At 47.6% G+C, this 13983-nt stretch carries 11 protein-coding genes; 6 read left to right on the top strand and 5 right to left on the bottom strand.

What is annotated here, in order from left to right; all coding sequences use genetic code 11:
* The first annotated feature begins 233 nt into the window (after window positions 1–233).
* On the top strand, window positions 234–812 hold the full coding sequence (locus FJ444_RS19995) for a porin family protein (RefSeq protein ID WP_140961475.1): 579 nt from the start codon (window positions 234–236) through the stop codon (window positions 810–812).
* A 50-nt stretch (window positions 813–862) separates the two neighbouring features.
* On the opposite strand, the gene FJ444_RS19990 is transcribed toward FJ444_RS19995, so the two are convergent.
* The 3 genes from FJ444_RS19990 to FJ444_RS19980 all read right to left on the bottom strand — a co-directional run bounded on the left by FJ444_RS19990 (window position 863) and on the right by FJ444_RS19980 (window position 4929).
* Window positions 863–1813: a zinc ribbon domain-containing protein gene (locus FJ444_RS19990; protein ID WP_140961473.1), complete on the bottom strand. Its 951-nt coding sequence runs from the start codon at window positions 1811–1813 to the stop codon at window positions 863–865.
* A 239-nt stretch (window positions 1814–2052) separates the two neighbouring features.
* Entirely contained in the window at window positions 2053–2526 is a 474-nt protein-coding gene (locus FJ444_RS19985; RefSeq protein WP_140961471.1) for a hypothetical protein, read from the bottom strand.
* A 144-nt stretch (window positions 2527–2670) separates the two neighbouring features.
* Window positions 2671–4929, bottom strand: a complete 2259-nt coding sequence (locus FJ444_RS19980) for a TonB-dependent receptor (protein ID WP_140961469.1) — start codon at window positions 4927–4929, stop codon at window positions 2671–2673.
* 300 nt (window positions 4930–5229) lie between these two features.
* Here FJ444_RS19980 and FJ444_RS19975 point away from each other — a divergent pair, with 300 nt between their 5' ends.
* From FJ444_RS19975 to katG, 4 genes are all read left to right on the top strand, one after another.
* Complete coding sequence (locus tag FJ444_RS19975) at window positions 5230–6243, top strand: LacI family DNA-binding transcriptional regulator (protein WP_140961467.1); 1014 nt, start codon at window positions 5230–5232, stop codon at window positions 6241–6243.
* Window positions 6244–6353: 110 nt separating this feature from the next.
* A complete protein-coding gene (locus FJ444_RS19970) occupies window positions 6354–7586 on the top strand; it encodes a sugar MFS transporter (RefSeq protein ID WP_140961465.1) in 1233 nt (410 codons plus the stop codon).
* A gap of 9 nt (window positions 7587–7595) precedes the next feature.
* Window positions 7596–9122 carry a trehalase family glycosidase gene (locus tag FJ444_RS19965; RefSeq protein ID WP_255439359.1) on the top strand — a complete coding sequence of 509 codons (1527 nt, stop codon included), beginning with the start codon at window positions 7596–7598 and terminating at the stop codon, window positions 9120–9122.
* A 270-nt stretch (window positions 9123–9392) separates the two neighbouring features.
* Window positions 9393–11618 carry a catalase/peroxidase HPI gene (gene katG, locus FJ444_RS19960; protein ID WP_140961463.1) on the top strand — a complete coding sequence of 742 codons (2226 nt, stop codon included), beginning with the start codon at window positions 9393–9395 and terminating at the stop codon, window positions 11616–11618.
* Between the two features lie 46 nt (window positions 11619–11664).
* Here the strand turns inward: katG and FJ444_RS19955 are convergent, their stop codons facing one another.
* Entirely contained in the window at window positions 11665–11862 is a 198-nt protein-coding gene (locus FJ444_RS19955; protein ID WP_140961461.1) for a hypothetical protein, read from the bottom strand.
* Window positions 11863–12025: 163 nt separating this feature from the next.
* Window positions 12026–12445 (bottom strand): Lrp/AsnC family transcriptional regulator, encoded by a 420-nt coding sequence (locus FJ444_RS19950; protein WP_140961459.1) that lies wholly within the window; start codon window positions 12443–12445, stop codon window positions 12026–12028.
* A gap of 270 nt (window positions 12446–12715) precedes the next feature.
* Between FJ444_RS19950 and yjeH the strand changes: the two genes are divergently transcribed.
* Window positions 12716–13972: an L-methionine/branched-chain amino acid transporter gene (yjeH, locus tag FJ444_RS19945; RefSeq protein WP_140961457.1), complete on the top strand. Its 1257-nt coding sequence runs from the start codon at window positions 12716–12718 to the stop codon at window positions 13970–13972.
* Window positions 13973–13983: the final 11 nt, after the last annotated feature.

Raw genomic sequence — 13983 nt, 5'->3', positions numbered from 1 at the left:
GGTAATTTTTATAAATCATATGAAAATTCAACACGTTGCAGAATGGCTACAGATCGCCTTTTTTGTCAAAATTGCGCGCAAAAAAACAACAACCATGAAAAAAATTCCAGTTTTTACCCTCCAATCAGGCAGATAATGATTGGCACACGACTTGAAATATCTCTTGTAACCAAACGTGCTATTCCGGCTGCCTTTTACTCCGGAAGCCAATCATTAACAAGAGGAATCGTGTTATGAAAAAACTGATCACTACACTAACCGCGTTAACCGCTGTAACGGCTTTTAATACTTACGCACAATCGCCAGATGAAAACCTGAATGAATCGGGCATTTATGTAGGTGGTAATTATGGCTACCTGCGCGTTGAAGGCGAAGACGAGTTTGATGACGACAAAGATGTATGGCAGGGCGTATTGGGTTACAAATTCAATTCCTACATTGCACTGGAAGGCTCGTACATCGACTTTGGTGACTACGGCAATAATGTAGCAGGTGCATCAACGGACGGTTACACCGCGGCGCTGAAAGGAATCATCCCTATTGTTGGTGGACTATCAGCTTACGCTAAGCTGGGTCAACTGTGGTCTGAAACCGATTATCGGTTAGCAGGCGCGACAACCACAAAAGACGACGAGAGTGTGTTTGTCGGTGCCGGTTTAAGTTTCGCGGTTACGCCGCAGTTTTTAATCAATGCCGAATATGTGGTGTATGACACGGAGCTGGACGCTGATCAGGTCGCTGACGACCTGGAAGATACCAATTTTGAAACGGATCTGAAGCAAGCCAGTATCGGGGTTGAATACCGCTTCTAAATGTTCCTCCCAAAGTATGAAGGAGGCAAACTGCCTCCTTCAGGTATTGCTTACTTAAAACGGCTCGCAACGACCGCAAACGCCTCCTGCCCGCGTTTGGCTTCGTCGTTAAGCGATTTTCTGTACCACTCATCAAACTGCTTTAGGGGCTTGGCTGAATTGAAGTAACGTATACCTTTAATTAGTAACGCTACGCCTGCAGTTGCGGCAAGTACTGGCCAACCAAAATCAATTTTACGATTGTACAAATCAAATCCCAAATAGACCAGGCCACCAACCCATAGCAAATGCCAAGTTCCTATTGAATGAGTATGAATTGCACTGTGGAATGCCGATGCTTTTAAAGCCTGAAAAGCATATTCTGGTGTTCGCTCAGTATCTTGATGCTGAACAATTAAAGAAGGCTGCCTATTACCATCCCAAGACTGCCCATATACGCTACCGGTTTCAATAATGTCATCCCCTTGTGTTTGTGAATCAGAATTCATTAACCATCCCAGACTCACTACCTGTCCGGTCTTTAATTTATCCAAATCCAAATCCACTAGCCGGAATTTACAGAGCTCGCCGTTAATGTCATATGCATCAATGTAATCATAATGTGTTGTAGTGTGTTTCACATCTACATCTTTTACATAACTATTACCATTGCGTGTGGTGCCCTTACGCTGAGTTACCTGGGTGGTGACTTCTTTATCCTTGTTGTGATCATCGATTATATAAGGCTGCCACTTCACAGATAAATGACATTTTTTACCTTTCTGCGTCACAGAGAAGAATTTTTCATGAGTCTCTGACGCAAATTTGGCGCCTAATTCTTTCAGTAAGCCCTGCCGAATTAGCTTAGCCTCAGCAGAACGTTTAATTTCCTGTGCGACCTCATCATTTACAGCATTAACCTGCGTTAACTGACTATCTTTTCCTGGAGCACCACATTGTGGACAGCTTGGTGACGAATCACTGATTTGCGAGTCACATTCCCAACATGCTACGAGTGCCATAAAACCTCCATATTATTTGCTTACACGAATTTTTTATTATTAAGTGTTGTAAAAGCCTGTTTATCTTTGCTGTGCGTTTTAGTCCTCCATGACAATGGCAATAATTTAAATTAACCTAACTACTATAAATAACAAGCAGTTACATGATATTTTTTCAATTTTATCGCAAATTAACATCGCCAACAAAGTCATTATCGGCGCAGTATTTGGGTATTTTAAACATTAAATTGGTGAGATTTTTAAGCCTGCCAGGCCCAATCGGGATGATTCAGCCCGAGATTTTGTACAAACAACTCGTAGTCGTGTTTGCCCATCGCACGTGCCACCGTTTTGAATTGTGACTTGGCCTTTATATTTTTTACCTGCAGCAGGTCAAGGCGTTTATCGGCATTTTCGTCAAACTGGTCCGCCAGAATGGCCTCGATCTTTTCACTGGTTTGCCAGTATTCCAGCACGTATCCAATCAGGCGGTTATAGATCCCCGGCATGCGTTTGTCTTCCATGGCTTTGGCCAATCCGGTTGTTGAGACTGCTTTTTGAAACGACGTAACGGTTTCGCCTTTGGCAACGTCATCAATGGCTTTGAGCACAGTTTGAATATCGCGTAATAATTTAATGTGCCCCGCCTGTCCGTATTCACTGGCGTGCAGTATTTCCAGATCAGCCAGCAGCATATCCAGGTTTATTAAATGACGTTGAAGGGTACCTATCATTGCGTGTTATAAGTTCTTCAGAAGCGTGAATCCGGTAAGCATATCATGAAGTTAACGTTTATCGTACGAATGATACGGCGTGGAAATGTAAAAAAGCCCGGGCGAACCCGGGCTACAAATGTGTCTTTGGAAACAGAAATCAGCTTAGTACAGCGCGTATGAGATGCTGAACTTCACACTGCGAGGCAGAATATAACGGCCGTTGGGTGCATCAGCGTTACGTGGGTCACCTTCCGTAATGCCTTGCTCGTCCGTTACGTTATCTACCGATAGTTGTAGTTTTAGTTTATCTGTTGGCTCCAACATGACACCAAAGTCCACTTTTTCATAACCAGGCAGAACAACGGTGTTTTCGTTGTTGCCAAAGCGGTCGTCAACGGCCGTTATTGTGGCATACACATTGGCGTACATCTCGCTCACCTCAAACTCGTAAGATGGCGTCATACGTACCTGCCAGCCAGGCTGACGTTGCGCTTCATTGCCCTGATTCGACGCGCTGGCGGTAATTTCTGTGTCCTGCACAGTGGCATTCAGATTCAGACTAAAGCCTGAGTCATGCTCATAATTACCATCCAGTTCAATACCCATTGCCTCGTTGGTCAGTATTTCCGCTGGTGCGCCGGGCTGACGAACAAAGGTGTCGCCTTTCACCCGGTTTGCAAACAACGTTGCAAAGAATTGCAATTCGTCATTCATATACTTGTAACCCACTTCGCCCTGAGTAACTTCTTTGATCAGCTCGTCGCCGCCGGTGTACGCACCCCAGTTATCACGGAAGTCGTCAAAGTAAGGCATTTTGTAACCGCGGTTTACGCGTACAAACACACCACTGAAGTCATCAAGTGCGTAGTTCGCACCGAACGTCCAGGACGTTTTGCTTTCGTCGTATTGAACGGCCTTAGTAACCACACCGTCCAAACCTTCGTCAACAGAGTAGTTAACTTCGTGCTGCTCGCGACGAATACCGGCGTCGATGATCAGGTTGTCAATACCGTAGTAAGACAGCGTGCCGTAAAAGGCAGTAGTTTGTGCGTCACCTGCAGAGTTGATGTCGTAGTTCCAGCCGCAGCCTTCCGGTGCTGTATTACAGTCGATCCCTGCTAGCATTTCACCGCCGGGTTGCAATACGTGATAGGCATGATTACCCAGGCTCCACCAGTCTTTGGCTTCTGTAGTAGCGGTATATAAACCAAAGGCGGTATCGAAGTTGTCCCAGCTCTTGGAAACGGCAACATCATTGGTAAAAGCAAAAATGTCTTTCAGTACTACCCAGCGGCCAATTTGCTGAATCGGCGTATTACCGCCATAAGTTGCGCCGGTTACGGCACCAGTTACTACTGCATCAGTAACGTCAGCAACCGTTGTTGCAGAACCATTAGGCACCAAACCAAAAGTATTGGCGTTGCCATCAGTAATGGAGAAGCGGTCAACCACACGCCAGCCGTCTGCTAAATTCAGCTTCAGACTTCCGCCGCTCACGTGGCCGTCCCAACCCCGGCCGTTAGCGAAATCGAAAGACTCTTCGGTATTGTCTGGCCCATAAGTAATGGTAGCCTGACGGTTCATCGGGCCAATTTGTGTATAACCCGCATCAATGCCGTCCACATTCAGTGGTGTCGGCAGGTACCAGGTGCCGTGATCGTCAGTTTGACGTGTGTACAGATTCAACTCGCCATTTTCGAAAACCTTGGTGAGGTTAATGGTGAATTGATTACCCTGCTCAGAGCGAAAACCCGCATCGCGGATCCCCGGAGAACTCTTTACGTAACCACCGATCATGTAATAAAGATCATCATCCAACGCACCGCTCAACACCAGGTCTACCCGGTTCAGCCCGTAATCTGACACCGTGTACTTAGCCAGCGCCTCAGTGCTCTCGCCGCCGCGTTTTAAACGGAAGTTGGTCGTTAACCCAGGCTGACCATTGCTCACTACCGGGTTTGGACCACCGCGTAACCCTTCCACCATTTCAATGGTTTCGTCGATACGAAATAGCTGCGTGTTTTCCAGGAACGACAGCGTTGGAGCCGGATACACAGGCGATCCCTGCAAAGATAAGGTTAAGAATGGTGCATCACCACCGCCGGGGAATCCGCGTACAAATACGTTTGCGCCCGACTCACCACCAGAGCTTTCAACCCAAATCCCTGGAATGGCTTTAAACAAATCAGCGGTAGATTTAGGCGCAAGTTTTTCAATGTCGCTGGCGTCGATATTCGTTACCGCAAAGCTGGCATCAATTTTTCTGATCCCCGCGCCACCCGGCGTACCACTAACAACGATGATTTCTGTGTCATCACCTGCTGACGGGGTGTTTTTGGCTTCTTGTGCAACCGCTGAATGCCCTGCAAAAGCAAAGGCAACCGCGCTGGCTAACACGCATTTTGAAAAACCTGTTTTCATGGTGTGCTCCTGAACGATAGTCAAAATTAGTTGTTAACCGCGACCAGTTATTTGGTTAATTTTTTGTCACAAAGTGCGGTATAGACGTCAAAATAGATCACAATGCAAACGTTTGCAATAATAAAATGCAAACGATTGCAATTAAGCATTTCCGGAATCGTAAACCATGGTGTACTCCTGCCAGACGCTCAGCATAAAAGCGCCAACGCTACGAGGAGTGCATGGTTTGGGGACTTCAGGGTGTCAATTTGCTCAATTCACGTTATAGTGAATAAAAAGGTATTTTGAGCATCCATACCATTGAAAACAGATAGCAAATTAACCCTGGCCAAGTTGGCCGAGCTGGCGGGCGTTTCCACCTCAACCGCATCCCGTGCGTTAAAAGACAATCCGTTAATTAAGGAAGAAACCAGAGCTCGCATTCAGGCGCTCGCCAGTGAACACAACTTTAGCGTAAACGCCGCTGCCAGTCGTTTGCGTACCCAAAAAACCCATGTAATTGCAGTGATCCTGAACCTGATCGATCACACAGAACAAAGCGTATCGGACCCCTTTCTGCTAAAAATTGTGGGTGAATTGAATAAAGCACTGAACGCCGCCGGTTATGAAATGCTGTTGTCGAACTCGTTTATGGCCAGCGATGATTGGGCCAGCTATTTTGTGTCCAGCCAGCGGGCTGATGGCATCATTGTGGTTGGTCAGGGAAAAAGTACCGTTAAAATAGACAAGGCTGCAGAGGCACAGGTCCCTATTGTAGTGTGGGGAGAGCCCCATACGCCGGCCAACTATCCTATCATTGGGGGCGACAACTACGCTGGTGGCTACATGGCCACCAAACACCTGATTGAGCGCGGTAGTAAACACATTCTTTTTCTGGGCGATCCCGGTCACGCAGAGATGGAACAACGCCATAAAGGCTATGTAAACGCGCATCGCGATGCAGGGTTAACCGTCGATCCGTCATTTACCAAACCCATTGATATTACCTCTACTGCCGCTCATGCGTGTATTAATGACGCAATTAAACAGCATGGTCTGTACTTCGACGGCTTAATTTGCGTAAGCGACATGGTGGCATTTGGTGCCATAAAAGCATTGAAGGAACGCTATGTCGGTATTCCTGGCGATGTGAAAATTGTCGGCTATGATGACATTATGCTTGCTGAACTTATGCATCCGGCGCTCACAACCGTACATCAGAATGTGACGATGGCAGCACACCTGATGGTGGAACAACTGCTGTGTCAGGTGAATCAACAACCCGTATCATCTCAAGTGGTTGAAACCTATTTGGTTAAGAGATTGTCCAGCTAGTTATATACCAGTAAACAATGGTGAATCTTAGTAACACGAAATGCAAACGTTTGCATTTTTGTATTGCTAAGGCTAGACTTCGCCAAAATGTATTAACAGAGTATTTACAGATGCCGCGATTTCTTGTGTTTGCCGCCATTGCTGCGAGTTACTTTTTGTTTGCCATTCTGCTGAACAGCGTAGGCACTGTGATCCTGCAATCTATCAACAGTTTCGATATATCCAAGCCCGATGCCAGTACACTGGAAGGCTTTAAGGATTTATCCATTGCCTTTGTCTCTTTTCTTGTCGCCTCGTTTATTCCCAGAGTGGGCTACAAGGCGGCATTACTCACCGGTTTATTTTTAGTTACACTCGCTTGCGCTGCTACCCCATCCATACCCGATTTCTGGATGATAAAACTGCTATTTGCATGCGTAGGTACCAGCTTTGCGCTGGTTAAAGTGTCGGTGTACGCGATTATTGGCCAGCTTGCCCCTGACACTCGTGCCCACTCATCGATCATGAATGTGGTAGAAGGCATTTTTATGCTGGGTGTATTGAGTGGCTATTGGGTGTTTGCCGCCTTTATCGATCATCAAAACCCCAGCGATCTGGGCTGGTTGAACGTGTACTACCCCTTAGCCGCACTAGGTGGATTGGTTGCACTAATAGTATGGCTGGCGCCGATTGAAAAGCCCGCCCTTCCACCGCTAAAAGCGGGAGCGTGGCAAGACTTTATTACTACCCTGAAACTAACGTATCAGCCGCTGGTACTCATCTTTGTGATTTCGGTATTTTTATACGTTCTCATAGAACAGGGGATCGGTTCCTGGTTACCCACATTTAACCGCGAAGTGATTGGTTTACCCGTGAATATCAGTATTCAGCTTACCAGTGTATTTGCCATTGCACTGGCAGTAGGACGCTTATCTGCGGGCGCCGTGCTTCGCAAACTCCACTGGTATCCTTTTTTAAACGGCTGTCTCATCGCCATGGCAATACTGATTTGCGTAAGCCTGCCGTTAGCCCAACCAGTACAAGAAAACAGTGTGCAAGGCCTGTTAGACATTCCATTGGCAGGTTACCTTTTCCCGTTAATTGGCCTGCTGATGGCGCCTATCTATCCGGTGTTAAATTCTGTCATGCTTAGCTCTCTGCCCAAGCACCAGCATGCGCCTATGACTGGGCTAATAGTGGTATTTTCCGCATTGGGTGGCACCACTGGCTCAATTATCACGGGTAGTGTATTTGCCGCATTCAGTGGGCAGGTTGCCTTCTATCTCGCACTGGTGCCGTTATCCGGCTTATTGTTGGCGCTGTTTCAATTCCATCGCGCAACTCAACGTTTCTCTCAGGTTTAGAGGTTTTTCATGTCGAGCCCCGCTACCCCAAACCGTCATTGGCAAGAAGTCATGGCGTTTTTCGATAGCCCGTTGTTTATTGACGTACAATGCGCCGGGATATTCCCAGACAGCAAGACATTTGCTGATGCTACCCCGATTAAACCGATTGCTACTATTCTTTCGGACTATCTGGCATTGCGAGCGCAGCCCGACTTTTCATTGATTGAGTTTGTGAGTGCTAACTTTACACTTCCTACGTCAGTCAATATGAAACTAGGCGGCGACACACCCTCATGTATAAGCGACTACATTGTGCGTATGTGGGACGTGCTAACCAAACCGGCTGATGCCGGCAATGACTATAGCCTGATTTCGCTTCCCCACCCTTACATTGTGCCGGGTGGAAGATTCCGTGAAATTTACTATTGGGATACGTTTTTCTCAGCGCTGGGATTGGCGCACAGCGGTAAAACAGAACTTGTACATCATCTGATCAAAAACTTTCTATATATTCAATCTGAGCTTGGCTGCATACCCAACGGCAACAGGCTGTATTACGCAACGCGCAGTCAGCCCCCGGTACTGGCGTTAATGAGTCGGTTTGCCAACAATGCCGATAACCAGCTACAGGCCGATTTATGTGCAGGTCTCGAGCACGAGTACCGCTTTTGGATGCAGCAAGAGACAGGTGCTAACGGTGAAGCGACCCTTCGCACGGTACAAATAGACAATGGGACTATACTGAATCGCTATTTTGATACCAGCACAACTCCCAGACCAGAAAGCTATCGCGAAGACAGCCACTTAGCAGAAGATTTTTCTGACCAAGACAAAGGGTTATTCTTCCAGCATATTCGCGCCGCATGCGAGTCAGGTTGGGACTTCAGTTCGCGCTGGTTAAGCGATCCACAGTCGCTATCGACAATCCGAACCTGCGACATCATTCCGGTAGACTTAAATTGTTTGCTGTACCAGCTGGAACGAACCTTAGCGAACAACACTACGGGCGATGTTGCGATTCAATACAGTCGCTCAGCTCAAATCCGGGCTGAAGCCATACACCAGTATTGCTGGTCGGCTTCACGTGGTTATTTTATGGACTATCACTTTCCCTCCAGGCAACAAACCAGCGTACTGTCGCTTGCTGGCGTCATGCCATTGTTTGTCGGCATCGCCACAGCGGAGCAAGCCAGACAGGTTGCCGACATGCTTTATGCCCGCTTTCTCTGCGAGGGTGGACTCGTTACTACAGTGAACACCACCAGCCAGCAATGGGATTCACCCAATGGCTGGGCACCGCTCCAGTGGTTCGCCGTAAAGGGGCTGATGCAGTATGGCTATAACGATCTTGCTCAGCTTATCATGCAGCGTTGGAATTCTCTTATGGCAGCGCACTTTGCTTCACATGGCGTAATCCTGGAAAAGTATAATGTAGTGAATCCCGCCAGCGCAGTCGGCGGCGGCGAGTATGAAGTGCAATTGGGATTTGGCTGGTCCAATGGGGTTTATCAGGATTTCGAATGCATGATGAATAGTCAGTCACAATGTAAATAAAATGAAAATAAATTGTACTAATGCATTTGAATAAGAAAGATAAAAAGCCGGTTTTTTGCCGGTTTTTCTGTTTCAGAAAACACGTAATAAATTAGCCAAAAAATCACACAACTAATTGAATTAAATTAACTTGCACTCTGATTTGGTTTTTCCAATCAACTGAATCTGATTTTTTAATTATCTAAATTCCCTTTCCTCATTAACAATTATTCCTGTTTACAACTACTCTTGTTTACAACACGGGTTTTATCCCGAACGAGGAGAGCATATATGAAAATGAAAAAAACGTTATCACTGGCGGCGGCAATTGCCATTGCCTTATCACCAGTGGTGTTCACTGCCTCAGCTCACGCTGAAGCAGAGCCAAAAACCAACAAATTCTGGTGGCCGGATCAACTCGACCTCAGCCAATTGCGCGCCCACGGCATTGAATCTAACCCATACGGCGAAAAATTTGATTACGCCGCTGAGTTCAATTCACTGGATCTGAAAGCGGTTAAAGAAGACATCCGCGCCGTGCTTACCCAATCTCAAGACTGGTGGCCAGCAGACTACGGCCATTATGGTCCGTTTTTCATTCGTATGGCCTGGCATGCAGCCGGTACCTACCGTGTACATGATGGCCGCGGTGGTGCAGGCGGTGGCCAACAGCGTTTCGATCCGCTGAACAGCTGGCCGGATAACGCCAACCTGGATAAAGCCCGTCGCCTGTTGTGGCCGGTTAAATCCAAGTATGGCCGCAAGATCTCCTGGGCTGACCTGATGGCGCTTACCGGTAACGTAGCACTGGAAGACATGGGTTTTAAAACTTTCGGTTATGCCGGTGGTCGTGAAGATGACTGGGAACCAGACTACGTTTACTGGGGCCCGGAAGGCAAAATGCTGACCGACGAGCGTCGCGACAAGTTTGGTAAACTGAAAGGCCCACTGGCGGCAGTTGAGATGGGTTTGATCTACGTAAACCCAGTTGGTCCGCACGGTAACCCGGATCCATTACTGGCAGCAAAAGACATTCGCATGTCGTTTGGCCGCATGGCAATGAACGACGAAGAAATTGTGGCGCTGATTGCCGGTGGTCACACTTTTGGTAAAGCACACGGTGCCAAGAAACCGGAAGAATGTGTTGGTGCAGAGCCAGCAGCGGGTGCCATTGAAGACCAGGGCTTCGGCTGGAAGAACAAATGCGGCAAAGGCCACTCAGAAGACACAGTAACCAGTGGTTTAGAAGGTGCCTGGACAGTGACACCTACCCAGTGGACAACTAACTACCTGGACAACCTGTTCAGCTTTAACTGGGTGAAAACCACCAGCCCGGCTGGCGCAATTCAGTGGGAGCCTGATACAGACGCAGCGGCGAACATGGTACCTGACGCTCATGACGCTACTAAGCGACACAAGCCAATTATGTTTACCACTGACATCGCGATGAAAGAAGATCCGGCATTCCGCGCCATTGCAGAACGCTTCCGTGAAGACCCGGCTCAATTCGAACTGGCATTTGCCAAAGCCTGGTTCAAACTGAATCACCGCGACTTAGGCCCGCGTGCGCGCTACCTGGGCAGCGAAGTACCGGCAGAAGAATTGGTATGGCAGGATCCGATTCCGGCGGTAGACCATAAACTGGTTACCGATAAAGACGTAGCCAAGCTCAAAAAAGCAATTCTGGATACCGGCTTAAGCGTTCAGGAACTGGTTCGCGTAGCCTGGGCCTCTGCCGCTAGCTTCCGTGGTACAGATATGCGCGGTGGTGCGAACGGCGCACGTGTTCGCCTTGCGCCTCAGAACGGTTGGGAAGTAAACAACCCGGCTGAGCTGGATAAAGTATTATTGGCACTGGATAAAGTGAAGAATGACTTTAACCGCAAGGCTGGTAAAAAACGTATTTCTACAGCAGACATTATTGTTCTGGCGGGTGCGGCAGCAATTGAAAAAGCAGCCAAAGACGCAGGTCACAACGTGAAAGTACCGTTTGTACCAGGCCGTATGGATGCCTCTCAGGAAATGACAGATGTAGAATCGTTTGCTGTACTTGAGCCAGTAGCTGATGCATTCCGCAACTACTATGCACCGGAGAAGAACTACTTATCTCCTGCAGAAGCGCTGGTTGAACGTGCCGATCTGCTGAACCTGTCGGTACCTGAAATGACCGCACTTCTGGGTGGTTTGCGCTCGCTGGATGCCAACTATCAGGGCGTGCAGCACGGTGTATTCACCAGCAAACCTGGTACATTGAGCAACGACTTCTTCACCAACCTGTTAGACATGGGTACAGTGTGGAGCAAAACCGACCAGGAAGGCGTTTACGAGGGTCGCGATCGCAGCACTGGCGAAGTGAAGTGGACCGCAACACCAGTAGATCTGATCTTCGGCTCTAACACCGAATTGCGTGCCATTGCAGAAGTGTATGCCGCTGGCGACGCCAAAGAGAAGTTCATCAATGACTTCGTGGCAGCCTGGGCTAAAGTCATGCAAAACGACCGCTTTGATCTGAAATAAATCGGGCTTGTGATGCTAAAAGGCGGCGCATTATGCGCCGCCTTTTTTAATTAGGCAGGGTTTGCTTTACACCAGCTGCTACAAGTATTTGTCGCATTTGGCTTTCGGTTACCGAGCTCGGGCATAAGCCCTGACTAATCAGATCACTGCGCACTGAGGCAGGATCACAGCGAGAGTCAATTCTGGTATTGCGCTGAACATAACGCACCAATTGTTTTTGCAGTTCCCGGGTTAAACAAGACATACATACCTCTACTTCTCTGTTTGTCTCACATCAATAAGCACATGCCATTGTGTACAAAAATTGTGCATATCCCGGACCATAATTTAAATAGCGTTATCTATTAATGGCTTAATAAAATCACGTTTTTGACATTAGTGAATTGTGTCAATTATACCGACAACGACTAACCCAGCCATTGATTCAGCACCACATGAGTTTTAATTTTAATGATGTCATCTATGGTATCTATGTGCTCTCGGATCTCGTGCAAACGGCGCATAGTATCGGCCCGAATTAATACGATGAGGTCGCATTCTCCGGTAACCCCGTAGCACGACACCACTTCCGGTATCGCCCGGAAATAGGGGACAACATCGGCACATCTGGCCCGCTTATGCTGAATCTCCAGGTAGGCAGCCACTCCCTCTTTTTGCGACTCCGACAACATCACCTGATAACCGCGAATTACATTGGTTGACTCCAGTTTTTTTATGCGCTCGGTTACCGCTGAGCGCGACAACCCCACTTCATCAGCAATAGCTGACACGCTGGCGCGTGCGTTTTGTCTTAGCTGTGCGATAATTGCACGATCGAATTTATCCATAGCATTCCAACACTTTAACGGTAAATGTGCTTTATACCGTCATAATGACGGTAACAACCCGCTGAATGCAGGGCAATTAACACACAATGAAAAACAAAAAGCAGTATATTACGCAATATGGTTTTATGCATTGTAAAACCTGAGCTTTGGTTTTTGCTGGTCTGCCTCACAATAAAATATAAAAAACCAATTTAAAATCATAACGATAAAACACTAAAAACCACTGTACACATTTTGACACTTCACTGAAACAGGACATCGAACACCATTATGCAACACACCGCAAATAAAATCGGACGATGGCAAGGTGCAGGCCTGCTAACCACCACTTTGCTGGGTACCAGCGTATTTATCCTGCCACAAATGACCATTGAAACCGCCAGTGACTGGGCAATGTTAAGCTGGGTACTGCTCACCCTTGCTATTTTGCCGGTTGCCATGGTGTTTGCTAAGTTATCGTCGCATTTTCCCCATGCCGGGGGCCCTGCGTATTTTGTTGAAAAGGCGTTTGGCAAATCAGCCGGCAGAACCATTGGATTGTTGTTTTTATTCGTCGTTCCCATAGGTGCGCCAGCTGCGATTATTATGACTTACTGGTTTATCGAAACTTTATTTGGACTATCACCAGAATGGGCTCTACCAGTGCAGTTTAGTATTATTGCGCTGTTGTTTTTACTGAATTACCGGGGCATTCAGTTTTCCGCTACGTTGCAACTTATGCTCACTCTGATCATCACCCTGGTGGTGATTGCGATGGTAGCAGGCAAATCATTTTTACCTGACATCATCACGACAGCGCAGTTTCAAGCGCCATTAAACTGGACGCCGGTGCTCGGGGCGATGGGCATTGCCTTCTGGAGCTTCCTGGGTATTGAAGCTATTTCTCATCTGGCTGAGGATTTTGCCGAGCCCAAGCGGGATCTGGTACCCGCTATTATGACTGGCACCCTGTTAGTTGGTGTGATTTATCTGGGTTGTACCTATTTACTCATTGATACGCCACAAACAGACACACTGAGTATGGTTAGCGTTTTCGACCAGTTATTTAGCAATGGTGGCGCCTATATCATCGGCGCATTGGGTGTGGCAGGTGGCCTGGCAACAGTTAATGTGTATACCGCCAGTTTATCCCGCCTGATTTGGAGTCTGAGCAACGACAATGTGTTGCCACGTTACTTTCAGCAATTGAACAATTACCGCGTTCCGCAACGCGCATTGCAATGCATATTGGTTGTAATGACAGCAACGCTGGTGATCACCCACTACAGTGCGCATGATCTGGAAGATCTGATTGGCTGGGTAAACGGCGTCTTTGTGCTGATCTACCTGGCGAGTATGCTGGCGGCCTTAAGGCTACTGTCTGCACGTCACCAGCCACTGGTTGCATTAAGCTGTATCTTTTGTGCCACCATTGCTGTTGGTTTAGGCACTAAAATGCTCTATGCCCTGGGCTTATTTACGATTTTTGCCCCGCTGCTGTGGTATCAACAACGGTACATTTTACCCAGACTCAAGCGCAGCGTGTAAAAACGCTGCAG

This window comes from Aestuariibacter sp. GS-14, from assembly GCF_006494365.1.
Classification (GTDB): Bacteria; Pseudomonadota; Gammaproteobacteria; order Enterobacterales; family Alteromonadaceae; genus Alteromonas; species Alteromonas mangrovi.
This window is presented reverse-complemented; position numbering and strand designations above follow the sequence as displayed.

Excerpts from the sequence above, each read along its gene's own strand:
- FJ444_RS19995 (WP_140961475.1), top strand. The coding sequence starts at position 234 with ATGAAAAAACTGATCACTACACTAACCGCGTTAACCGCTGTAACGGCT.
- FJ444_RS19990 (WP_140961473.1), bottom strand. The coding sequence starts at position 1,813 with ATGGCACTCGTAGCATGTTGGGAATGTGACTCGCAAATCAGTGATTCG.
- FJ444_RS19985 (WP_140961471.1), bottom strand. The coding sequence starts at position 2,526 with ATGATAGGTACCCTTCAACGTCATTTAATAAACCTGGATATGCTGCTG.
- FJ444_RS19980 (WP_140961469.1), bottom strand. The coding sequence starts at position 4,929 with ATGAAAACAGGTTTTTCAAAATGCGTGTTAGCCAGCGCGGTTGCCTTT.
- FJ444_RS19970 (WP_140961465.1), top strand. The coding sequence starts at position 6,354 with ATGCCGCGATTTCTTGTGTTTGCCGCCATTGCTGCGAGTTACTTTTTG.
- FJ444_RS19965 (WP_255439359.1), top strand. The coding sequence starts at position 7,596 with ATGTCGAGCCCCGCTACCCCAAACCGTCATTGGCAAGAAGTCATGGCG.
- katG (WP_140961463.1), top strand. The coding sequence starts at position 9,393 with ATGAAAATGAAAAAAACGTTATCACTGGCGGCGGCAATTGCCATTGCC.
- FJ444_RS19955 (WP_140961461.1), bottom strand. The coding sequence starts at position 11,862 with ATGTCTTGTTTAACCCGGGAACTGCAAAAACAATTGGTGCGTTATGTT.
- FJ444_RS19950 (WP_140961459.1), bottom strand. The coding sequence starts at position 12,445 with ATGGATAAATTCGATCGTGCAATTATCGCACAGCTAAGACAAAACGCA.
- yjeH (WP_140961457.1), top strand. The coding sequence starts at position 12,716 with ATGCAACACACCGCAAATAAAATCGGACGATGGCAAGGTGCAGGCCTG.